The sequence below is a fragment of the Methylobacterium oxalidis genome, assembly GCF_007992195.1.
GTDB classification, from domain to species: domain Bacteria; phylum Pseudomonadota; class Alphaproteobacteria; order Rhizobiales; family Beijerinckiaceae; genus Methylobacterium; species Methylobacterium oxalidis.
This window is the reverse complement of record NZ_BJZU01000052.1, coordinates 22,404-42,821: the sequence shown is the minus strand read 5'-3', so window position 1 is coordinate 42,821 and position 20,418 is coordinate 22,404. Positions and strand designations below refer to the sequence as shown.

15 protein-coding genes and 1 pseudogene are annotated in these 20,418 nt (G+C 72.7%); 6 read left to right on the top strand and 10 right to left on the bottom strand.

Features of this window, described 5'->3' with window-relative positions:
• Positions 1 to 44: 44 nt before the first annotated feature.
• Together MOX02_RS13895 and MOX02_RS13890 are read right to left on the bottom strand one after the other, a co-directional pair.
• Complete coding sequence (locus tag MOX02_RS13895; RefSeq protein ID WP_147026384.1) at positions 45 to 2,282, bottom strand: TonB-dependent siderophore receptor; 2,238 nt, start codon at positions 2,280 to 2,282, stop codon at positions 45 to 47.
• A gap of 446 nt (positions 2,283 to 2,728) precedes the next feature.
• Positions 2,729 to 2,932 carry a hypothetical protein gene (locus MOX02_RS13890; RefSeq protein ID WP_147026383.1) on the bottom strand — a complete coding sequence of 68 codons (204 nt, stop codon included), beginning with the start codon at positions 2,930 to 2,932 and terminating at the stop codon, positions 2,729 to 2,731.
• 518 nt (positions 2,933 to 3,450) lie between these two features.
• Between MOX02_RS13890 and MOX02_RS13885 the strand changes: the two genes are divergently transcribed.
• Positions 3,451 to 3,720 (top strand): hypothetical protein, encoded by a 270-nt coding sequence (locus tag MOX02_RS13885; protein ID WP_147026382.1) that lies wholly within the window; start codon positions 3,451 to 3,453, stop codon positions 3,718 to 3,720.
• A gap of 21 nt (positions 3,721 to 3,741) precedes the next feature.
• Here the strand turns inward: MOX02_RS13885 and MOX02_RS13880 are convergent, their stop codons facing one another.
• Positions 3,742 to 4,065, bottom strand: a complete 324-nt coding sequence (locus tag MOX02_RS13880) for a YnfA family protein (protein ID WP_147026381.1) — start codon at positions 4,063 to 4,065, stop codon at positions 3,742 to 3,744.
• 69 nt (positions 4,066 to 4,134) lie between these two features.
• Positions 4,135 to 4,683 (bottom strand): thermonuclease family protein, encoded by a 549-nt coding sequence (locus tag MOX02_RS13875; protein ID WP_147026380.1) that lies wholly within the window; start codon positions 4,681 to 4,683, stop codon positions 4,135 to 4,137.
• A 351-nt stretch (positions 4,684 to 5,034) separates the two neighbouring features.
• On the opposite strand from MOX02_RS13875, the gene MOX02_RS13870 reads away from it, so the two are divergent.
• Positions 5,035 to 5,277: a DUF6894 family protein gene (locus MOX02_RS13870; RefSeq protein WP_147026379.1), complete on the top strand. Its 243-nt coding sequence runs from the start codon at positions 5,035 to 5,037 to the stop codon at positions 5,275 to 5,277.
• On the opposite strand, the gene MOX02_RS13865 is transcribed toward MOX02_RS13870, so the two are convergent.
• From MOX02_RS13865 to MOX02_RS13850, 4 genes are all read right to left on the bottom strand, one after another.
• Positions 5,278 to 6,576, bottom strand: a complete 1,299-nt coding sequence (locus MOX02_RS13865; RefSeq protein WP_147026378.1) for an NAD(P)/FAD-dependent oxidoreductase — start codon at positions 6,574 to 6,576, stop codon at positions 5,278 to 5,280.
• 81 nt (positions 6,577 to 6,657) lie between these two features.
• A complete protein-coding gene (locus MOX02_RS13860; RefSeq protein ID WP_147026377.1) occupies positions 6,658 to 8,853 on the bottom strand; it encodes a putative bifunctional diguanylate cyclase/phosphodiesterase in 2,196 nt (731 codons plus the stop codon).
• Between the two features lie 129 nt (positions 8,854 to 8,982).
• Complete coding sequence (locus MOX02_RS13855) at positions 8,983 to 9,744, bottom strand: Crp/Fnr family transcriptional regulator (RefSeq protein ID WP_147026376.1); 762 nt, start codon at positions 9,742 to 9,744, stop codon at positions 8,983 to 8,985.
• A gap of 228 nt (positions 9,745 to 9,972) precedes the next feature.
• On the bottom strand, positions 9,973 to 10,830 hold the full coding sequence (locus MOX02_RS13850) for a Crp/Fnr family transcriptional regulator (protein WP_147026375.1): 858 nt from the start codon (positions 10,828 to 10,830) through the stop codon (positions 9,973 to 9,975).
• Positions 10,831 to 11,606: 776 nt separating this feature from the next.
• On the opposite strand from MOX02_RS13850, the gene MOX02_RS33140 reads away from it, so the two are divergent.
• Positions 11,607 to 11,840 carry a TonB-dependent receptor plug domain-containing protein gene (locus MOX02_RS33140; RefSeq protein WP_238178824.1) on the top strand — a complete coding sequence of 78 codons (234 nt, stop codon included), beginning with the start codon at positions 11,607 to 11,609 and terminating at the stop codon, positions 11,838 to 11,840.
• 188 nt (positions 11,841 to 12,028) lie between these two features.
• A pseudogene (locus tag MOX02_RS33135) lies at positions 12,029 to 12,456 on the top strand (TonB-dependent receptor); the annotation flags it as partial.
• Between the two features lie 12 nt (positions 12,457 to 12,468).
• On the opposite strand, the gene MOX02_RS13840 reads toward MOX02_RS33135, so the two are convergent.
• Positions 12,469 to 12,642, bottom strand: coding sequence for a metallothionein (locus MOX02_RS13840; protein ID WP_109894736.1), 174 nt, complete (start codon positions 12,640 to 12,642; stop codon positions 12,469 to 12,471).
• A 226-nt stretch (positions 12,643 to 12,868) separates the two neighbouring features.
• Positions 12,869 to 13,249 carry a DUF6481 family protein gene (locus tag MOX02_RS13835; RefSeq protein ID WP_147026374.1) on the bottom strand — a complete coding sequence of 127 codons (381 nt, stop codon included), beginning with the start codon at positions 13,247 to 13,249 and terminating at the stop codon, positions 12,869 to 12,871.
• Positions 13,250 to 14,047: 798 nt separating this feature from the next.
• Here MOX02_RS13835 and MOX02_RS13830 point away from each other — a divergent pair.
• Both MOX02_RS13830 and MOX02_RS13825 read left to right on the top strand, forming a co-directional pair.
• Positions 14,048 to 15,985, top strand: coding sequence for an autotransporter assembly complex protein TamA (locus MOX02_RS13830; RefSeq protein WP_238178844.1), 1,938 nt, complete (start codon positions 14,048 to 14,050; stop codon positions 15,983 to 15,985).
• Complete coding sequence (locus MOX02_RS13825; protein ID WP_147026373.1) at positions 15,985 to 20,358, top strand: translocation/assembly module TamB domain-containing protein; 4,374 nt, start codon at positions 15,985 to 15,987, stop codon at positions 20,356 to 20,358. Before MOX02_RS13830 ends, MOX02_RS13825 begins: the two co-directional genes overlap by 1 nt.
• The last annotated feature ends 60 nt before the right edge of the window (positions 20,359 to 20,418 follow it).

The window sequence follows — 20,418 nt, the reverse complement described above, 5'->3', positions numbered from 1 at the left end:
GGGAATCGATTGCCCGCGCACCGAGAGGACGGGGCTACCCCGCCTCACCACTTGTAGCCGACGCTCGCCAGGATGCGGCGGCGGTCGCCGTAGAAGCAGGCCGAGACCGTGGAGCAACTGCCGACGTAGCGCTCGTCCGAGATGTTCCGGACGTTGAGCGCGAAGCGCCAGCCCTCCCAGTCGTAGTGGACCACCGCGTCGCCGACGATGTAGGGCGAGACCTTGAACAGGTTCTGCGGATCGGCATAGGAGGCGCCGACCCCGCGCACGCCGCCGCCGAAGCCGAAGCCGCTCCAGGGTCCAGTCGGGATCGTGTAGTCGAGGAAGATCGAGCCGAATTGCTGGGGCGTGTTCGTCGGCGTCTTGCCGATGATCGTCGGGTCCGTGTCCCGGGTGACCTGGAGCTGGTAGGCGGTGTAGGTGCCGACGAGGCGCAGGCCCGGCATGAGGTTGGCCACCGCCTCGAGCTCGACGCCGCGCGAGCGGACTTCACCATTCTGAATGGTCTGCAGGACGTTGGCCTGGTTCGTCGCGAGCACGTTCTGCCGGTAGAGGTCGAACACGGACGCGCCGATGTAGCCGTCGAAGCCGAGCGGCTGGTACTTGAGGCCGACCTCGACCTGCTCGCCGGTCTCGGGCCGCAGGATCTGGCCAACGCCATTGACGCCAACGATTGGGTTGAAGCTGCGGGCATAGGAGATGTAGGGCGCGACGCCGAGGTCGCTCGTGTAGATCAGCCCGACCCGGCCGCTGAAGGCGCTGACGTCGCGGTTCCCGCTCGGACCGAGGCGGTTGTCGTTGTCGGTGTTGACCCAATCGTTGCGCCCACTCAGCACCAGCGTCCAGCGGTCGAACTTGATCTGATCCTGCAGGTAGAGGCCGACCTGGTTCTGGGTGAGGAAGTTGTTCTGGAAGGGCGCGACAGTGAACGGCGCGTTCGGCGTGTAGACCGGGTTGATCAGGTTGAGCGAGGGCCCGAAGCCGAAATCCTGGACGTTGTTGATGTCGTAGCGCCGGTACTCGACGCCGCCGAGCAGCGTGTGGTCGAGGAAGCCGGTGCGGAAGGGCGCGATGACCTGCGTGTCGATGTCGGCCTGGGTGGCCGAGTTCTGCGCCAGGAAGTTGAAGCGGCTGAGGTCGGCGGCCGCGGGCGTGGTCGCGTAGCCGCCGCCGAAGCGGGTTCGGTAGTTGACGTCGAGCTGCCCGTATCGGGCGTTCTGGCGGACCACGATGTCGTTGTCGAAGCGGTGCTCGAACTCGTAGCCGATCAGGGCCTGGTCGCGGGTGAACTTGTCGATGCCGGGATCGCCCGTGAACAGGCTCGTCGAGATGAAGCCGAAGGGCGCCGGCCGCACGGTCCCCACGTAGGGCAGGAAGTTCTGGCCCTTCGTGTCGTCGTGCCTGAACGAGGAGAGCACCGTGAACGAGGTCGACGCGTCCGGCCGCCACGTGAACGAGGGCGCGATGTAGAAGCTGTCGTCGTTGATGTAGTCGACCTGCGTGCCGCCTCCGCGGGCGCGACCGACCAGCCGGTAGAAGAACTGGCCCTGCCCCTCCGTCGTCGCGACCGGACCGCCGATATCGAAGGCGCCGTAGGCGTTGCCGTACTCGTCGACGCCCGCCTCGACGTAGCGCAGCGGCACCAGCGGCGGGCGCTTGCTCACCGCGTTGACGATGCCGCTCGGGCCGGTGCCGCCGTAGAGCACCGAGGAGGGCCCGCGCAGCACCTCGATCCGCTCCAGCCCGAACGGCTCGAGCTTCCAGGTGGCGTAGGCGGTCTCGAAGAGCTGCAGCCCGTCGAGGAACAGGCCGACCTCCTGGGCCGGGAAGCCGCGGATCAGGAACCAGTCGTTGCGGGTGTCCGAGCCGAAGGTCGCGCCGAGCACCGGGGAGTACTGCAGGGCCTCCTGCAGGCTCACCGGCTTCTGGTCGTCGAGCTGCTGGCGGCCGATCACCGTGATCGCCTGCGGCGTCTCGAGGAGCGGAGTGTTCGTCTTGGTGCCGGCGGTCGAGCGGTTGGCGACGTAGCCGTTGATGGGCCCTCGCGGATCCTCGGGGACGCCGATACCCCGGCCGTTGCCCACGCCCTCGACGCTCAGCTCCCCGAGCTGCGCGCTGGCGCCCGCGGCCGAGGGGTTCGCCGATCCCCGGCGCGGCGACGTCGCCTCCTGGGCGAGCGCCGCCTGCGCGAGGAGGCCGGCGGCCAGGACCGCGAGCGACGCGCCCGACAGGGCGAGACGCCGGATGCGATTTGTCGGATGTGGGTGCCGGAACGACTTCATGACCCTGCCTCGAGACAAGCGCCGACCTTCGGGGACGCGCAAGCGACCGCGTTCGCCGCGCGTACCGAGCCCGCGGCGCCGTACTTTTGAATGATGCTAAACTACTGATTTTGCAGCGTTTTGCTGCCCCCACGCCTAATCCCCGGATTGTGCACTGACAAGGTGCGCGCAACCGAATGCCGACGGGGTGTGCTCCGCGGGCAACGACCGGTTCCTGCATCGGCGGATGGGCCGAGCGGCAGCGATCTCAGAGGTGCAATTCACCTTTCCAGGCCGGCCGGTTTCGGAAACGCCCGCACTGACCCACCTCTCTGCCTATTGGCTCTCACGCCAATAGGTCAGGAGCGCCTGCAACCCCTCACGCCGGCCGACTGTCCGACCGACTTGGCCCCGCGGCCGCACGGCGCGCGGGGTTTCTTTTTGCGGCGCGAAGCGTCCGCCCGACCCTAGAAGGCGTCGAAATCGTCGGCGTCGTAGCGGTCCCGATCGTCCGGAGCCGCAGCGGACGGAGGCAGGGTTGCCGGCATCGCCGGCACGGTCCCCCGCGCCTGCATGCGGACCTGCGAGTGAGACGGCCGCGGCGGCATCGTCACCCAGACCGCGCCAGCCGCGAGCCCGAAGCCCAGGATGAGCCATTGAAGCGTGCGCATCCTGCACCTCCGATCGCGAGTCGTGATCAATATAGAAGCGTCCTTCGGGGCGCGTCTGGGCAATGCGTCGCCAATCGGTGCAAATATCGTGCAGATCCTGCATGGATTTCAGTCGCGCCCATCTCTCGGGAGACCGTGCGAGATCGCCGTGGGTCCGCGACGAACCTTCGGCGTGCGGCCCTTCGCCCGAAACCGCACTGAGTCTTCAAACTGCGTTCGCGGGTGGGGTCGAGGGTACGAGCGCGGACAGACGACTGCCGGAAAAATACGTAGCCTTTGATTGAAATGCGGCCTTCGACGCCTCCGAATCGGGGGCCAACGGGCAGGGTGGGGGCATGTTTGCGACTTTGCGCGCCGTCGGCACCGCTTGTCTCGCGCTTGTGCGTCAGGATGGCGGGACAGCCTCCGCCCCGCCGGCTCCCCAAGGTGATTTACCGCGCGAGGCGGAGTTGCGGCCGCCAGGCTCCCTACCCGGCGTCCACCGAACCTCCGAGGTTCCAGATCGCGAGCCGCGATCGATGCGCGAGCGCCTCGTCGACGTGATGCTGTTCCTCCTCGGTCAGACAGGTGAGCCGTCGCGCGAGGATTGGCTCAGCGCGATCGACGACCTGTTCGGCGAACTCGGGCCCGGCGAGAGGGGACGCCTCGCCGACGCGGGCATGGCCCTGATGACCGCCCGCACCGAGCCGAGGGCCGCCCCGCTGCGCCTCGTACACGCCCAGCCCCAGCCCCAGGCCGGACCGCCCGCGGACAGCGGACGGGCGCAGCGGCTCGAGGCTGTCGCGTGAGGGAATCGCGCCTGCCGACGCTCAGGCCCGGGGTCCGAGCAGGATGATGGCCGTTCCGGCGAGGCAGACCGCGCCGCCGGTGAGATCCCAGCGGTCGGGGCGCTGCCCCTCCGCGAGCCAGAGCCACAGGATCGAGGCGGCGACGTAGACGCCGCCGTAGGCCGCGAAGGTCCGGCCCGCGGCTTCCGCCTCGACGCGGGTCAGCAGATAGGCGAACAGCGCCAGGGCCAGCAGCCCCGGCGCGAGCCACGCGGCCGAGTGTCCGAGCCGGAGCCAGGCCCAGAAGGCGAAGCAGCCGGCGATCTCGGCAAGGGCGGCTGCGGCGTAGGCGAGGAGCGAGGGCATGTCGCGCTGTTCGCACGGGAGCCCGGCGGCGAGAAGCCTTCGGGGGCGCCCCCGCCCCGTCGAGAGGCTCTACTCCTCCCGCGGCGCGCCCGCCGCGGCCTCGGCCGAGCGGCTCGCCCGGCGCCACTCGGCGGGTTCCTCGAAAGTGCCGGCCCAGATGCCGCGCCGCGTCGCCCAGGCCTTGCTCTCGGCGCCCGCGTAGTGCGTCGACTGCCGGCGGTCGGCGACCGCATGGCCGTGCGAGGCCATCCAGGCGCCGAGATCCTCGTGTCCGATCCGGCAGACGGCCGCCCTGCGCCCGCTCGCATCCTTGTGCGGCTCGCAGGTCACGGTGCCCGAGCCGATCCGCCCGGCCAGCGCGTGCGCGGCGGCCCGCCCGCACCGATAGCTCCGGCCCGCGCTGTCCTCGCAGGTCTGCGCGGCCTCGGGAGCGTCGATCCCGTAGAGGCGGATGCGAATCCCGCGCAGTTCGATCGTGTCCCCGTCGATGACGGTCGCGGGACCGCTGATCGTGGAGCCGCCCCCGGCCTCGGCCGCGAGGGCCGGGGAGAGAGAGGCGCCGGAGAGCAGGAGGGAGACGAGGGTCGTGCGCAGCGTGAAACTCAAGGTCGGGGTCATGGTCCGTCGCAGAGTGATGAGATCCGCCAGGGGCGAAGCACAAACCGGGCTAGTCCCAGAATCGGCCGAAAAATCGGCACGCGGGCCGCGTCGGCCGATCGCGGGTCCGAGCCGCCCAAGAGGGAAGCCGCTCGGAAGCGCTTTCCCGGTTCCCTGCGACGAGATCGCCACGGAAGCCTTAACGGAGGCTTGCGATCCGCCGCATTGAATGCGGGAGACGTCGCATCGGCCTTCGGCGGCGGGGCGGCGCTGCGTCACTTCGCGCGGCTGTCCACCCTCGCCTTCGTAGAGAACATAACTAGAACAAACAGGACATCAATCACAGGCTCGAACAGGCGGAGACCGACGCGGATGGCACGCTATCGCTTCCACTGCACGAACGGCACGGAGTGCGTCTTCGACGCGCGGGGCGTGGTGGTGCGCCGTCCCGACGCGCTCGGCGACCGGGCACGCCGGGTCGCCGACGGGGTGATGCGGAACCTCGGGCGCCGGGCCGACTGGGCGGAGTGGCGCGTCACGGTGCACGATCTCACCGGGCGGCGCGTGCTGCTGCAGCCCTTCCCCGCACCGGGCGGGACGGCGCGGGCGGCCTGATCAGCCGAGGGCCGGCGCCTCCGCCTCCGGCCGCGGGGCGCGGCGCAGGCGGTGGGCGAGGTTCACCCGCCCCGCCCTCAGCAGGGCGGCGGGCGAGAGGAACCGCGCGAGCCCGATGTTGCGCGCCGCGTAGGCGAAGAGGTCCCGGGCGCAATCCTCGTCGCGGGCCGCGGCCGAGAGCAGGATCCGCTCGGGCCAGCGCCAGGAGCGGCGGGCGGCGAAGTCGCGGATGTGGAACGCGTGCCCGGACAGCTCCGCCCGATGGCGGCGCGCGTAGACCGAGAGGGCGGCCGAGAGGGCGGAGTCCCGCGCGCCCTCCCCGCGCGCATCGCCTGCCGCCGCGGCGAGGGCGGGGCCCGCGGCCGCGTCGAGCCACTCGGCCGAGCGGAAGGCGAAGGCGCAGCCCGTGCCCCAGACGGGATCGACGGAGAGCGCCGCGTCGCCGACGAGGGCGAGACCCGCCCGCGTAGGCGGCCGCGCCTGGTTCGGCCAGTCGACGAAGCCCATCATGGGCCCGACACGCTCCGCACCATCGAGCGCCGGCCCCTCGGGCAGCGCCCGCACGAAGCGCGCGAAGGAGCCCTCGCGGTCGGCCTTGAACGCCGCGAGACCCGCCTTGGCCGGGGAGACGGCGACCACGGTGATCCCGTCGTCGTTGGGAAACGTGTAGGCGATGTCGGGTTCGAGGAACCACATGCGCGAGCGCTCGCCCTCCCGCGGCAGGCCGCGGTACTGAGCGAGGTAGAAGAAGCGCCCGTTCGGCGACGTGCGGCCCTCGATTCCGGCGAGCGCCGCGACGCGGGAGGCGCGCCCGTCCGCGCCGACCACGAGCCGCGCACCGAGCCTCAGCGGGACGCCGGCCGGGCCGAGTGCGGTGACGCCCCGCACGCGCCCTCCCTCGCGGATCAGGCCCGTCACCGCATGGCCGAGATGGAGGTCGATGCCGGGCGTCGCCGCCGCGATGCCCCGCAGGAGCGGGTCGAGGGTCTCGCGCCGGACGTTGTAGCCGTGGGCGGGGTGGGCGGCGTCGGCGTCGGGCTCGCGGACCCAGCCCCAGCGGGTGTGCACGTCGATGGCGTTGCGCACCGCGCCCGCCTCCTCCAGCGGCGCCGCGAGGCCGAGGCGCTCGATGACGGGCAGCGCGCAGGACTGGATGTAGTGGGTGCAGAGCGGCTTGTAGGCACCGGCCTGCGGGCTGCGCTCCAGGAGCGCCACGCTGAGGCCCCGCCGGGCCAGCAGGATCGCGGCGGTGCAGCCAGCGATGCTCGCGCCCGCCACCACGACGTCGTAGGTCCGCATGCCGCCCCTCCCCGCTCGGCGTGAGCCTGGCACGCGGGGAGTGAAGGAGCCGTTGCGCGGGCCTCGGGTCCGTCGGGCCGCTCAGCCCGCGGCGGCGCGGTGCGGTGCGGCCTGTGTTCCGGCCGCGGCCCTCTCGTCGAGGGCCGGCCAGTTCGCGATGAGCCAGGGCACGCGCGAGCCGGCCGTCGGCTTGGCGTAGAGGTAGCCCTGCGCGAAGCCGCAGCCCATGGCGCGCAGGCGGCGGACCTGATCCGGGCTCTCGACGCCCTCGGCCGTCACCCGCGTGTTGAGGGCGCGGCCGAGCCCGATCACGGCCGCCACGATGGCGGCGTCGTCCCCGTCCTGGTCGAGGCCCCGCACGAAGCTCTGGTCGATCTTGATGTGGTCGACCGGGAACTGCTTGAGATGGGTGAGCGAGGCGTAGCCCGTGCCGAAATCGTCGAGCGCCAGGGTGACGCCGCTCTCGTGGAAACGCCGGAGGATGGCGGAGACGAAGTCGGAGCCGCGGCCGAGGAAAACCGTCTCGGTCACCTCGATCTCCAGGCAGCTCGGCGGCACCCCCTCGGCCTGCAGGGTCGCGAGCACCGATTCGGCGAGGTCCGGCCGGTGGAACTCCGCCGACGACACGTTCACGGCGACCTGGCCGAAATCGAGCCCGCGGGCGCGCCAGCCGCGCATGTCGGCGGCGACCTGCGCCACGATGCGGCTGCCGATGGCGTGGGCGAGCTCCGGATCCTCGAAGGCCGAGCCGAAATAGCCCGGTGCGAGCACGCCCTCGACCGGGTGCAGCCAGCGCGCGAGCGCCTCGAAACCGACGATCCGCCCCGTCGCGAGGCAGACCTTGGGCTGGTAGAACGGCACGATCTGCCCGCCGAGCAGCGCATCCCGCATCTGCGCCGAGACGGTGACCCGCCTCTCTGTGAGCGCCCGCATCTCGGGCGCGTAGACGGTGACCCGGTTCCGCCCAGAGGACTTGGCCCTGTAGAGGGCGATGTCGGCGTCCTTCATCAGTTCGTCGGGCAGCCGGTGATGCTCGGGGAAGCTCGCCAGCCCCATGCTCGCCTTGGTGGGGAGCGGACGGCCCCGGTAGGCGAAGGGCTGGCGCAGGCGGTCGAGCAGGTTGGCGGCGAACACCGAGGCCGCCTCGAGCCGCGGCGAGCCCGCCAGGATCACCGCGAACTCGTCGCCGCCGAGGCGCGCCACCGTGTCGCCCGCCCGCGCCATCTCCGACAGGCGGGCGGCCATCTCGATGAGGAGCGCGTCGCCGGCGTCGTGGCCGAGGGTATCGTTGACGTCCTTGAAATCGTCGATGTCGATGAGGAGGAGGCCGACGCAAGCGCCCGTGCGCTCGGCTCGGCCGAGAGCTTCGCGGAAACGCTCCTGGAACAGGGCGCGGTTCGGCAGGCCGGTGAGCGGGTCGTGGTTGGCCGCCCGCCACAGGCGCGCCTCCGCGACCTTGCGGTCGGTGATGTCGAAGGTGATGCCGACGATGCGGTCCGGCTCGGTCTGCTCGGCCCGCATGCACAGCCAGAGCTGGCGCCCGGCCTGCGTGCGGTAGCGGAACTCCACGGCGTCGAGGGTGCCGCCGTAGGCGCTGAAGCGGTCCACGTGGGCGCGGTCGTCCGGGTGCACACGGTCGAGCATCAGGGAGATCGGCCCCGAGCCGATGCCGAGGAGATCCTGCGCGTTCTCCGAGCGGGTGGCATGGCCCGTGCGCAGGTCGCGCTCCCAGGCGACCATGCGACCGGCCCGGAGGGCGAGGCGCAGACGCTCCTCGCGCTCGCGCAGATCCTGCTCCGTCCGGTGCAGGCGCAGCTGCGCGACCACCACCGCGGCGAGGTCGCGCAATTGCCGGATCTCGTCGGGCCGGAAGCCGCGCGGGACGGTGTCCATCACGCAGAGCGAGCCGACATGCAGGTTCGGGCCGAGGATCAGCGGCGCGCCCGCGTAGAAGCGCACCCCGTGCTCGGTCACGAGCGGGTTATGGCGAAAGCGCGGATCCGCGGCCGCGTCCTCGACCACGAAGACCTCCTCCGAGAGGATCGCGTAGGCGCAGAAGGCGACGTCGCGCGAGGTGCCGTCGAGGTCAAGGCCGCAGCGCGCCTTGAACCATTGCCGGTCCTCGCTGACGAGGGAGACGAGGGCGATCGGCGCCCGGAACAGCGCGCCTGCCGTCCGGCAGATCGCGTCGAAATGCGCCTCGGGCGCGGTGTCGAGGATCCGGAGGGCGTGCAGGGCCTGGACGCGGTCCGCCTCGCCGGGCGCAGCTGGAAACATGGCGCTCCCCTGCGGCCCGCCCTGGGATCAACCTTCGCCGGCCGCGTTTACCTTTGGTTGCGCCACTTCTACTTCCGAACCTTAAAGAACATCTTGACGCTCAGTGCCGCGACGGCGTCCGGGAGCGCGTCAGGCAGGCGCGCGCAGGGGCCCGATCAGGCGCTCGTACTCGGCCTCGGCGAAGCCGTAGCTGGTGCCCGCGAGCCGCACCAGCTTGTCCCGGTCCAGGATGGTGATGAGGCCCCGCTTCGTCGCGATCATGCCGCCGCTCTCCAGTTCATGCACGGCCACCGTCACGCCCGGCCGGTGCACGCCGAGCATGGTCGAGAGGGTCTCGTGGGTGAGGGCGAGATCGTCCCCGTCGAGGCGGTCGTGGACGAGCAGCAGCCAGCGCGCGAGGCGCTCCTCCGTCTTGTGACGCCGGTTCGAGAGGGCGGTCTGGCTCGTCCAGAGGGTGACGACCTGCACGTAGCGCATCAGCAGGCGGCGCAGGGCCTCGCTGCGCGCCATCGCCTCGCGCAGGGTCTCGGCGCCGAGGCGCAGGGCCTGTCCGCCGACACGGACCTCGGTCTCGAAGGGCGTGCGCTCGACGCCGAGCACGAGCGCGGGGCTCACCAGCCCCTCGCGCCCGGAGATGCCGACCTCGAGCCGGCTGCCGTCGGCGGTGGCGAGGCTGACGGAGGCGAGCCCGCTCTCGAGGAAGTAGGCGTCGGTCATCGGCGCGTTCGCGGGCGCGAGGCGCATGCCGGGTTCCACCGCCACCGTCTCGGCCCGGCCCCGCAGCAGGGCGAGGTCCTCCGCCGGCAGGGTCCGGAGCAGCCGGTTCCGGATCGCGGGCGCGGAGATCTCTCGCGGAGCGTCTGAGGGAACCTGGGGCAAGACCGCGTCCATCGCGTGAGCCGCCCTCCCCGCAGCCGCGGCGCCCCGGCGAGCGAGGGCCGCGTGCGAAACCCCGGGCCGGGACAGTCCCGCCGGGCGCCCCACTAAGCCGGGCGCCGCCCTCCCGATACATTCACAAAAGTTGAGCCGGATGCCGTCGAGACGCCTTCGTACCGGCGCCGGCCCGATCCGCCGCGTCCGCTCACCCGGGACAGCGTGCCGGCTACGCGCCGCCCGGCCTCACAGGTCGGGGTAGGTCCGCATCGTGCCGGCCTCGATCCGGCGGGCCGCCTGCGACAGGTGGAGGTACTGCCCGTCGAACATCGCCGCGCTCTGCAGGGCGGCGAAATCGAGGATCGTGAGCTCGCGCCCCCGCAGGCAGATGAGGCCGTCGCTGCGCAGCTGCTGCACCGTCCGGTTGATATGGACCGCCGAGAGGCCGAGCGCGTCGGCGAGCTCCCCCTGCGTCAGGGGCAGCTCGCAGCGCAGGCCCTGCGTCAGGCCGACCGCGGCGAGCCGGTGGAACAGCTCGCAGAACAGGTGCGCGATGCGCTCGTAGCCCGTGCGCTGGCCGATGTTGACGATCCATTCCCGGTGGACGCCCTCCTCGACCATGGCGTTCCAGGCGAGTGCCCGAGCGACCCGCGGGTAGGACTCGATGATCGGGGCGAAGGCCTGGCGCGGGATGACGGCCACGGTGGCCGCCGTCAGGGTGACGATCGACTCGTCCCCGAGGTCGAGATCCGGCAGGCAGCGCCCGCACAGGTCGCCCGGGATGAACAGGGTCAGGATCTGGCGCCGCCCGTCGGGCAGGATCTTGTAGCGGCAGGCGCTGCCCTCCAGGATCAGGCTGACCGAGCGCGAGTGGCCGTTCTCCAGGCTGAGATGCTCCCGCGGGCCGTACTGGCGGTGCTGGCGCACGAGATCGTCCAGAACCTCGCGCTCCTGATCCGACAGATCGACGAAGTTCCCGAGCTTGCGCGCGAGAAGGCCGCCCGGCGTCTCGGGCGCGGTGTCCGATCCGCTCCCGCGACGTGCGCCGAGGGCTGCCGTCCCGGTGCGAGGAGTCGGAACCGCGTAGCGCGGCAGCGTGTCCATCGGCGACTCCCTCAGGCCGATCCCCCGCGGCCCGATACGCGCCGCATCGTGGAGGTTCGGCCCTGCGGCGCGAGGCCCCTGCCAGCGCGCCTTCCTGAACGATTCCCGGAACGGCTCACGCCGGACCGGCTCCTGACGAGGCTCCCCTCCTCGGTTCGGGGCTCGGACCGGCTCGCCCGCGGGATCCGCAGACATCCGGCAGCCCGGCCGCCGCGCTCGCTGCCGCGCCGGGATCTGATCCGACTCCACCCTGGCGCTCAGCGAAACGATCGTATGTTAGCGGGAAATCAGTCAAATTCAAACGGGAGTCGAAACTTTTGATCTATTTTGTGTCTGAAATCTAAGGGTTTCTGAGGGCTGTGTAAAAATTTCTCTAGTTCGCCGAGTGCGGAACCAGGAACGTATGAAATCAGACAGTCCTTTTACGAAGCGCCCTCTGCCTTCTTCCAGGACTTTGCCGGTTCCTACTGTTCCTCATGGGACCCGGCCCTGATCATCACCCTCCCGAAGCCGCATCCCTGTGATGCGTCCGTGCCACGCGCCCTTCCCGAGGGGTCAGCCCACTCGCAGACCCTCTTGCGCATTCGCATCACGCGGGCAATGAAACAATATAACGTTCATTCAAGGTGTGATGCGGGCCGGTCCGGACGGATCCTTCTGGATGAGAGCGCTTCCGACGCGGGCTGTCCTGCCTCTGGCGGCGCTGCCACTCCTGGTGGTGCCGGCCGCGGCGCAAGCAGGCTTCTGCCAGCCTGCCCGAACTCACCGTCACCTCGGTGAGCCCGATCGAGGCCCGGCCCTCTCCCGCGCCGAGCCCTGGTCCCGGTCCCGGTATGCTGCCGGTCGTCACCGACACGTTCTCGCCCGTCACCGTGGTGACGCGCGACCAGATCCTGCGCGACCAGCCGCGGACGCTCGGTGATGCCCTCGGCGAGCGTCCCGGGATCTCCGCCTCGACCTACGCGCCCGGCGCGGCGAGTACCGGCCGGCCGAGGGGCCCTTCGAGGTGATCCGCTTCTGGGCGGGCGGCTGGGTCTACCGGCACGACGAGCGCGGCCTGTCCGAGGGCGGGACCGACGGCGTGCGGGCGACCTTCAAGAACCGCGAGGCGGAGGGGCGGCTCGAATTGCAGCCCGTGCCGGTGCCGACGAGCCTTGGCACCCTCACGCGCGCTCTCGGTCTCCAGTCGAGCCGGCGCGAGATCGGCGCTCAGCTCGACCTCCTGACGATCGGCGACGGCTTCGCGGGCGTCGAGGCGCAGTACGATTTCGTCCGCGCCGAGTTCGACGACGGCACCTTCGTACCCAGGATCCCACCCCACCGGGTCGGCGGCGGGCTGTTCCTGCGGGCGGACGGATGGTTCGCGCGGGTGACCCTGCTCCAGCCTTCGCCCACACCGAGGTCGCGCCGCTCGAGACGGTCACGCCCGGCTGGAACGACCGGCGCGCCGAGATCAACCGGACGGCGCCCCTGGACCCGGCCGTCTTCGGCGCGAGCGAGATCACCTTCGGCCTGCAGGGACGCGACCTCCTCGACGACCGCATCCGCAACTCGGCCTCGGGCAAGAAGGACGAGATCCTGCTGCCGGGCCGAAGCGTCCGCCTGTTCCTGAAGGCGCGGTTCTGAGGGGGCTGCGCCTCAGCCGTGGCAGGTGCAGCCGGCGTGGTCGCAGCCCTGGTGGTCGGGATGCCCGTCCGCGCACTCGTCGCAGCAGAAAGCCTTGCCGTCGCGGGTGATGGCCTGACCGACGGAGATCACGCAGACGCAGTCCGGGCAGGCGCACTTCACCATCTCGACATCGACGCTGGTCATGGCCGCATCCTTTCCCGTCGCTCCTGCCGCAGATCGCGGCTCCGCGGAGCTCAGTGTCGGCCAGGCTGCCGGCGCGCGTCAACGCGGGATGCACGGGGTGGCTTGCGTCCCGTCCCGGGACGCGGGCCACGAAAAAATCCCGCGCCGGCGAGGGCCGGCACGGGATTTTTGGCATCGGGAGGTTCGAGGTCCGGGCCGAGGCCGCTGCGGCCCCGGCGACGCGCCGTCAGCGGCGCGACTTGACCTTCGCCTTGCGGGCGGCGTAGCGCGCGTCGCGCAGGGCTTTCTTGGCCGCGAGCTCGGCGGCCTTGCGCTCCTGCGACGCGGCGAGCTCGGCCTCCTCGCGGGCGATCTGGGCGGCGAGCTCGGCCTCCTCGCGCGCGCGCTTCTCTTCGGCCGCCTTCTTCTCGGCGGCGATGCGGGCCGCCTCGCGCTCCCGGATGCGCTCGTCGCGGGCGCGAGCGACCTCGGCGCGTGCCCGCGCCTTGGCGATCATCTCCGGGTCATCGGCTGCGGGGCGGGCCTTGAACTTGGCCAACAGGGCCGCCTTGGCATTCTGGGAGTTCTGGCGGCGGTCGTCGAAATTCCTGTAGTCGAATGCGCTCATCTGACCTTTCTCATTCGGTGTCTCAGTTTGGCTTTGGGCGGTGTCCGCCGCCGGCTCGGTCGGCAAGAAGGGTGCCGCCGGCTTCAGGTCCCGAGCAGGACCTGTCGAGACGGGACAGCCAATGCCTCAGCATCCGGTTGGACGCAACCGAAGTTCCCCGCATGGCAGGTCTCTCCGGCGGTCAGAACGGCCTGCCGCGCGAAAAGTTCGGCAACGGTCTCCCAAAAGCCTCACAGGAGCGGCAGTTTGCCAATCATCACCCGGCCCGCGCGAAGGGCGCGGCGTCCAGGAGAGAAGGCCCGGCGCGGTGTCCGGCCGGGTCGAGACGGGACTTGGGGATCCGGTGTCGCCGCGGCAAGGCGGGTCCGCGCGGGTGCGTGCTTCCCCGCACGCGTGACGGCCTGACGGATTGCCGAGCGAAGGCATCGGCTCGACCGCATCCGGACACCCTCGCAGGCACGGCCTCGCGCAGCCGTGACGTGCGGGCTCGGCCGCACCCAGGTTGCCTCGCCCATCCTCGGCGACTAGGCTCGGCCGATCGAGCGCGGCAGCGCGGGCACGGCTCCTCCGGGGCCGGACACGGGGTTGACCCGGCTGCTCCGCCCTCCGCGATCCGGCGTCGAAGCGGGGGCTTTGAGATGACGCAGACCAGCGCCTTAACGAATCTCCGGCACCCTTCCCGGCCCTTCGCCTGCCGCGAACGGGACTGAGGAGGAGACGCGTCGGCGGGTGGTTTCCGTGACCCCGAGGCGGGGCCGTTCGTCCGCATCGTCCTGGCTGCATCCGGTCTCTCTCTGGCTGCGCCCGCTCGCGCTCGCCGCGGGGCTGCTCGCGGCCGCCGCGCCGGCTTCGGCCTTCGACCTGTTCGGCCTGTTCGGTTCCGAGGAGGAGCCTCCCGCCCCGAGCGCGGCCGCCCTGCCCTACGCCGTGCGGATCACGGGCACGGACGACGACGACCTCCTCAAGGCCCTGCAGGACACCTCCGCCCTCCACCGCCTCCGCCGGGAGCCGCCGCCGGACGGCGAGGGCCTCGTGCGCCGGGCCGAGGCGGATCTCCGCCGCCTGCCCGAGGCACTCTCCGGCTACGGCTACTACGCGGGCCGCGTCGCGATCCGGGTCGACGGCGTGGCGCTCGGCACCGAGGCGAGCGTGGCCGCCGCCGCCCGCGCGGCGGAGGGCGCGCGGGGGCGGGCCCTGGTGCCGGTCAAGGTCGCCATCGATTCCGGGCCGCTCTACACGCTCCGCTCGGTCACCGTGCGGGACCCGCGCGGCGCGCCCTTCCCGGACGCCGTGCTGCCCGAGCGCTTCACCCGGGTCGACGGGGAGGTTCCGGCCCGCTCGGCCACCGTGCTCGCCCGCGAGGCGCGCATCGTCGACCGGTTCCGGGCCCTCGGCCACCCCTTCGCCAAGGCGGTCTCGCGCGACCCCGTCGTGGACGACGCCGCCCACGTCATGGACGTCACCTTCACGGTCGATCCCGGTCCCCTCGCCCGCATCGGTGAGGTGGCGGTCGGCGGCACGCAGGAGATCGACCCGGCGGTGGTGCGCTCCTTCATCTACGCCGAGCCCGGCGACCCCTACTCCCCGAAGGCGCTCGCGGACATGCGCCGCTCGGTGGCCAAGGTGGAGGGCCTCGGCTCGGTGCGGGTCCGCGAGGGCGAGCGCCTCGACGCCCAGGGCAACCTGCCCATCTTCGTCGAGGTGACCGAGCGGGAGCGCAACCTGATCGGCGTCGCCGCCCGCTACTCCACCGTCGATGGCCCCGGCCTCCGCGGCTACTACGCCAACCGCAACCTGTTCGGCGGCGCGGAGACGCTCTGGATCGACGCCGACATCAATTATCTCGGCAACGATCTCTACGCGCGCCAGCGCAAGCTCGCCGGCATCGACTCGAACGGCCTCGGCGGCCGGCTCTCCGCGACCTTCGTGAAGCCCGCCCTCTGGGGCACCCGCACCGACCTCGTCGCCAACGCGTTCGGCGGCCGCGAGGCGCAGCAGAGCTACGTCGTCGACGCGGCCGGCGGCACCGCGGCGCTCCGCTACCGGTTCTCCGACACCGCCTTCGCCCAGGTCGGCCTCGACGGGCAGGTGGGCCGCTCGCAGGACGCGCTCGGCATCATCGACTACCGCCTCGTCGGCGTGCCGGTCTCGGTCTCCTACGACTCGACGGACAGCCTGCTCGATCCGACCGAGGGGTTCCGGGTCACCGCCTCCGCCACCCCCTACCCGAGCTTCCTCGGCTCCGACCCCGGCATCTTCGTCGCAAAGGCGCAGGGGTCCGCCTACTGGGCCCTCGACGACGAGGCGAACACGGTGCTGGCGGGCCGGCTCGGCTTCGGCTCGATCTCGGGCGCGAACCTCGACGAGATCCCCGCCAACATCCGCTTCTTCGCGGGCGGCGGCGGCTCGGTGCGCGGCTACGCCTACCGCACCCTCGGGCCGCGCGGACCCTTCAACCTGCCGGTCGGCGGCCGCAGCCTCCTGGAGGCGTCGCTCGAGGCCCGCATCAAGGTGACCGACACGATCGGGGTGGTCCCCTTCGTCGACGCCGGCACGGCCTTCGCCGGCAGCCTGCCGGACTTCGACGAGCGCATCCGCTACGCGGCGGGCATCGGGCTCCGCTACTACACCGGCATCGGACCGATCCGGGTCGACCTCGCCTTCCCCCTCGACCGCATCAAGGGCGACCGCAACCCGCCGGCCGCCCTCTACATCAGCCTGGGCCAGGCCTTCTGATGCGCGCGACGCTCGACAGGATGCGCAGGGCGCCGCGTGCCCATTCCCGCAGGAGCGGGATCCTCGCCCTTCTCGCGATCCTCTGCCTCCTCGCCGTCGCCTCGTCCGGGATCGGGCGGGCGGCCGAGGAGGGGGAGAAGACCGTGCTCGGCGGCCTGCTCTCGCGGGCCCTCTCCACCCCCTCCTCCCGCGTCACCATCGGCGGCGTCGACGGGGCACTCTCCTCGGACGCGGTCATCCGCGACGTGGCGATCAGCGACCGCGACGGGGTCTGGCTGCGCCTCGACCGGGCCCGCATCGTCTGGCGGCGCATCGCCCTCCTGTCGGGCCGGCTCGAGGTGGACAGCCTGGAGGTCGGGCGTCTGGAGGTGCTGCGCCGGCCCCTGCCCGCTCCCGCCTCGGCGACGCCCGAGCCCGACGGCTCGCTCCTGCCGGACCTGCCCGTCAAGGTCGAGATCAAGGATTTCAAGCTCGCCGAGCTCGTCCTCGGCGAACCCATCGCGGGCCAGGCGGCCCGGCTCTCCGCCGCCGGCAAGGCGAAGCTCGGGGCGCCGGCCGAAGGGCTCGACCTCGACCTCGCGATCCGCCGCCTCGACGCGCCGGGCGCCTTCGCCGCCCGCCTGCTCTTCGTGCCGAAGGGCGAGCGGCTCGACGTCACCGCGTCCCTCACCGAGGCCGCGGGCGGCCTGCTCTCGAAGGGCCTCGGAGTGCCGGGCGAGGCGCCGATCCGGCTCGATCTCGACGGGCGCGGCACCCTCGACGCCTGGAACGCGCGGCTCGACCTCGACGCGGGCGAGAGCGTCGGAGCGAGGGGCACGGCCCGCATCGCGCGCGCCGGCGCCGAGCGGCGCTTCAGCCTCGATCTCGCCTCCCGCATCGAGGGCCTTCTGCCGGGCCCCGCCGCCGCGATCTTCGCGGGCACGACGAAGCTCGAGGGCGGGATGCGGCTCGCCGACAGCGGCGCCCTCAGCCTCGACCGCCTGGAGCTGACCTCCCGCACCGCGCGGCTCGACGCGCGCGGCAGCCTGAGCGCCGGCCGCGAGGCCGACCTCACCCTCTCCGCCCGCGCGGTGCCGACGGAGGGCGGCCTCACAAGGGCCGGCGATGCGGAACTCGAGACCCTCGTCCTCGACGCGAGCGTGAAGGGCCCCCTCGCCCGTCCCCGCATCGAGGGGTCGCTGCGGGCAGGCGGCCTGCGCGCGGGGGGCAGCACGCTCCGCCGCGTCGAGGCGAGCCTGCGCGCCGCCCCCGAGGGCGCCGACCTCAGGACCGCCCGCTTCGCGCTCGCCGCCGATGCCCGGGTCGAGGGGCTCTCGCCCGCCGACCCGGCCCTGCGCCGCGCGCTCGGCGGCGAAGCGTCCCTGACGCTGCGCGGCCATCTCGAGCCGGACGCGATCCTGAGCGTCGAGACGCTGCGCCTCGACGGGCCGACCGTGCGGGCCGGCTATGCGGGCCGGATCGGCCAGAACACGCTCACCGGCCGGGCCGAGGCGCGGCTCTCGGACCTCTCGGCCTTCGCCGACCTCGCCGGCCGGCCCCTTACAGGCGCGCTGACAGCCGCCGCGACCCTGAGCGGCGACCCGGCCCGGCGCCGGCTGAGTGCCGATCTCGATCTCGGCGCCGAGAACCTCGTCCTCGGCGAGGCGGCCCTCGTCCGGCTGCTCGGCCTCCGGCCCCGCCTCACCGGCCGCCTCGGGCAGGTCTACGACGGCTACGCCTTCGAGGCGCTGCGCCTCGACGGGGCCGAGATCTCGGTCCGCCTCGACGGGCGCGCCACGGCGCGCGTCGCCGATGCCCGCCTCGGCCTCGATCTCCGCGACCTCTCGGCCCTCGACCCGAAGCTCTCCGGGAGCGCCCGCCTCGACGGTCAGCTCACCGGCAGCCTGGAGCGGCCGAATCTCGCCGCGACCGTGGTTGCGACCGAGGCCGCCGCGATGGGGCGTCCTCTGCGCCATCTCCGGGCCGAGGCGGTGCTCGCCGACCTCACGGGCGCCCTCGACGGCACGCTGCGGCTCTCCGGCGAGGTGGCCGGCAAGGCCCTCTCCGGCGAGGCCCGGATCGGGCGGCCCGCGCCGCAGGCGTGGTCCCTCGCGCATCTCGCCTTCCGGCTCGGCTCCGTCGCGGTCGAGGGCCGCGCCGCCCTCGACGCTGCGACCTGGCTCGCGGAAGGCGCGCTGAGCGCTCGGGCCGGAAATCTCGACGACCTCTCCGCCCTCGCCCTGACCCCGCTCGGCGGCAGCCTGGAGGCGAGCCTGAGCCTCTCGCGGACCGGCGGGCGCCAGGACGCGGCGATCCGCGCCACCGCCGCCTCGCTGCGGGCCGGCACGGTCGGTCTCGCCCGCCTCGACGCGGACCTGAAGGGCCGCGATCTCCTCGGGCGTCCCGTTCTCGACGGGCGCCTCGAGGCCGACCGCTTCGTGGCGGGCGCCGAGACCCTCGACACCCTGCGCCTCGCCGCCGCGGGTGGTCCGGCGGCGAGCGACCTGACGCTCAGGGCGAGGGCCCGCGGTTTCGATCTCGACGGCGCCGCCCGGCTCGTCGCCGCCGAGCACCCGCGCCTCGAACTGGCCCGCCTCACGGCCGCGCGGGGTTCCGACCGGCTGGCGCTCGCCCGGCCTGCCGCGCTGACCTTCGAGCCCGGCGCCGTCCGTATCGACGACCTGGCGATCGCAGCGGGAAGCGGGCGCCTCGACCTCTCCGGCCGGGCCGGCGCGGATCTCGACCTGCGGATCGCCCTGCGCGCGCTCCCTCTCTCGCTCGCCCGGATCGCGAGCCCGAGCCTTGCCCTCTCCGGCACCCTCGACGGCGAGGCGGCGGTGAGCGGCCCCGCTGCCCGGCCGCAGGGGCGCTACAGCCTCGCGCTCGCCCGCCTCGTCACGCCCGAGACCCGCAAGGCCGGCCTGCCGCCGATCGACGCGCGGGCGAGCGGCACCCTCGGCGAGGGCCGCGCGAGCCTCGATGCGCGCATCTCCGCCGGCCGCGGCGTCGAGGCGTCCGTCACGGGGTCGCTGCCGGTCGAGGCGGGCGGCTCCCTCGACCTGGCGCTGCGGGGCACACTGGAGGCCGCGCTCGCCAACTCTCTCCTCAGCGCCGGCGGCCAGCGGGTCGGCGGCCGGGTCGCCCTCGACGCGACGGTCGGCGGCACGCTCGCGAGCCCGCGGGTGGAGGGCTCGGCGACGCTCTCGGGCGGCAGCTTCGACGATCCCCTTCAGGGCATCCGCCTCACGAGCATCGAGGGCCGCGCCGTCGGCCGCGGCGACGCGATCGTGCTGGAACGCCTCACCGCCGCGACCCGCAACGGCGGCACGCTGCGCGGCGAGGGCCGGGTCTCGGTGGCGCCGGAAGCGGGCTTCCCCGGCTCGCTCCGCCTCTCGGCGACCCGCGCCGAGCTGGTGTCGAGCCCGCTGATGCAGGCGGTGGCGAGCCTCGACCTCTCGGTCAGCGGGCCGCTCGCCCGCACGCCGCGGGTGTCGGGCCGCGTCGACGTGGTCTCGATCGACGTCGCGGTGCCGGACCGCCTGCCCGCGACCGTGCAGCCGCTTCCCGGCATCCGCCGCGTCAACACCCCGCCCGAGATGCGGGCGCGGCTCGGAGGCAGGACTGAGGCGGGCAATGCTGCTGCAGGCAAAGCGGCGGCCCGGCGCAAGGGCCGGCCAGCCGCCCCCTTCGACGCCACCCTCGACGTGGCGGTGAGCGCGCCGAACCGGATCTTCGTGCGCGGGCGCGGCATCGATGCCGAGCTCGGCGGCGCGCTGCGCCTCACGGGCTCCTCGCGGGATCCGCGGGCAGTCGGCGCCTTCGAGATGCGGCGCGGGCGCCTCAGCGTCGTCGGCCAGCGCCTCGACTTCACGCGCGGACGCCTGACCTTCGGGGGCGAACTCACCGCGCCCGATCTCGATTTCGTCGCCGAGACCAAGGCCGCCGAGGTCACCGCCCGCGTCGCCGTCACGGGCGCGGCGGACGCGCCGGCCTTCGCCCTCTCCTCGGACCCGAGCCTGCCGCAGGACGAGGTGCTGTCTCGCCTGCTCTTCAAGAAGGCCGCGGCCAAGCTCTCGCCGTTCCAGGCGCTTCAACTCGCCCAGGGGGTGGCGCAGCTCTCGGGAGGCGCGGGCGGCGTCGACGTCTTCGAGCAGGCCCGCAAGGGGCTCGGCCTCGACAGCCTCGACGTCTCGACGGGGGCGAGCGGCGGCCCGGCGCTCGGTGCCTCCCGCTACATCGGCGACCGGCTCAGTGTCGGCGTGCGCGCTGGCGCCAAGCCCGCCGACACCGCCGCCACCGTCGATTACGACGTGACCCGCCGGGTGAAGATCCAGGGCGAGGCCGGCAGCGATGGGCGCACGGCGGTGGGCGTCGGAGCGGAATGGGAGTACTGAGCGGGGCAGGCGCACATGGAAAAAGGCCGCTCCCGGGTGGGAGCGGCCTTCGCGACGCCT

Excerpts from the sequence above, each read along its gene's own strand:
- MOX02_RS13895 (WP_147026384.1), bottom strand. The coding sequence starts at position 2,282 with ATGAAGTCGTTCCGGCACCCACATCCGACAAATCGCATCCGGCGTCTC.
- MOX02_RS13890 (WP_147026383.1), bottom strand. The coding sequence starts at position 2,932 with ATGCGCACGCTTCAATGGCTCATCCTGGGCTTCGGGCTCGCGGCTGGC.
- MOX02_RS13885 (WP_147026382.1), top strand. The coding sequence starts at position 3,451 with ATGCGCGAGCGCCTCGTCGACGTGATGCTGTTCCTCCTCGGTCAGACA.
- MOX02_RS13880 (WP_147026381.1), bottom strand. The coding sequence starts at position 4,065 with ATGCCCTCGCTCCTCGCCTACGCCGCAGCCGCCCTTGCCGAGATCGCC.
- MOX02_RS13875 (WP_147026380.1), bottom strand. The coding sequence starts at position 4,683 with ATGACCCCGACCTTGAGTTTCACGCTGCGCACGACCCTCGTCTCCCTC.
- MOX02_RS13870 (WP_147026379.1), top strand. The coding sequence starts at position 5,035 with ATGGCACGCTATCGCTTCCACTGCACGAACGGCACGGAGTGCGTCTTC.
- MOX02_RS13865 (WP_147026378.1), bottom strand. The coding sequence starts at position 6,576 with ATGCGGACCTACGACGTCGTGGTGGCGGGCGCGAGCATCGCTGGCTGC.
- MOX02_RS13860 (WP_147026377.1), bottom strand. The coding sequence starts at position 8,853 with ATGTTTCCAGCTGCGCCCGGCGAGGCGGACCGCGTCCAGGCCCTGCAC.
- MOX02_RS13855 (WP_147026376.1), bottom strand. The coding sequence starts at position 9,744 with ATGGACGCGGTCTTGCCCCAGGTTCCCTCAGACGCTCCGCGAGAGATC.
- MOX02_RS13850 (WP_147026375.1), bottom strand. The coding sequence starts at position 10,830 with ATGGACACGCTGCCGCGCTACGCGGTTCCGACTCCTCGCACCGGGACG.
- MOX02_RS13840 (WP_109894736.1), bottom strand. The coding sequence starts at position 12,642 with ATGACCAGCGTCGATGTCGAGATGGTGAAGTGCGCCTGCCCGGACTGC.
- MOX02_RS13835 (WP_147026374.1), bottom strand. The coding sequence starts at position 13,249 with ATGAGCGCATTCGACTACAGGAATTTCGACGACCGCCGCCAGAACTCC.
- MOX02_RS13825 (WP_147026373.1), top strand. The coding sequence starts at position 15,985 with ATGCGCGCGACGCTCGACAGGATGCGCAGGGCGCCGCGTGCCCATTCC.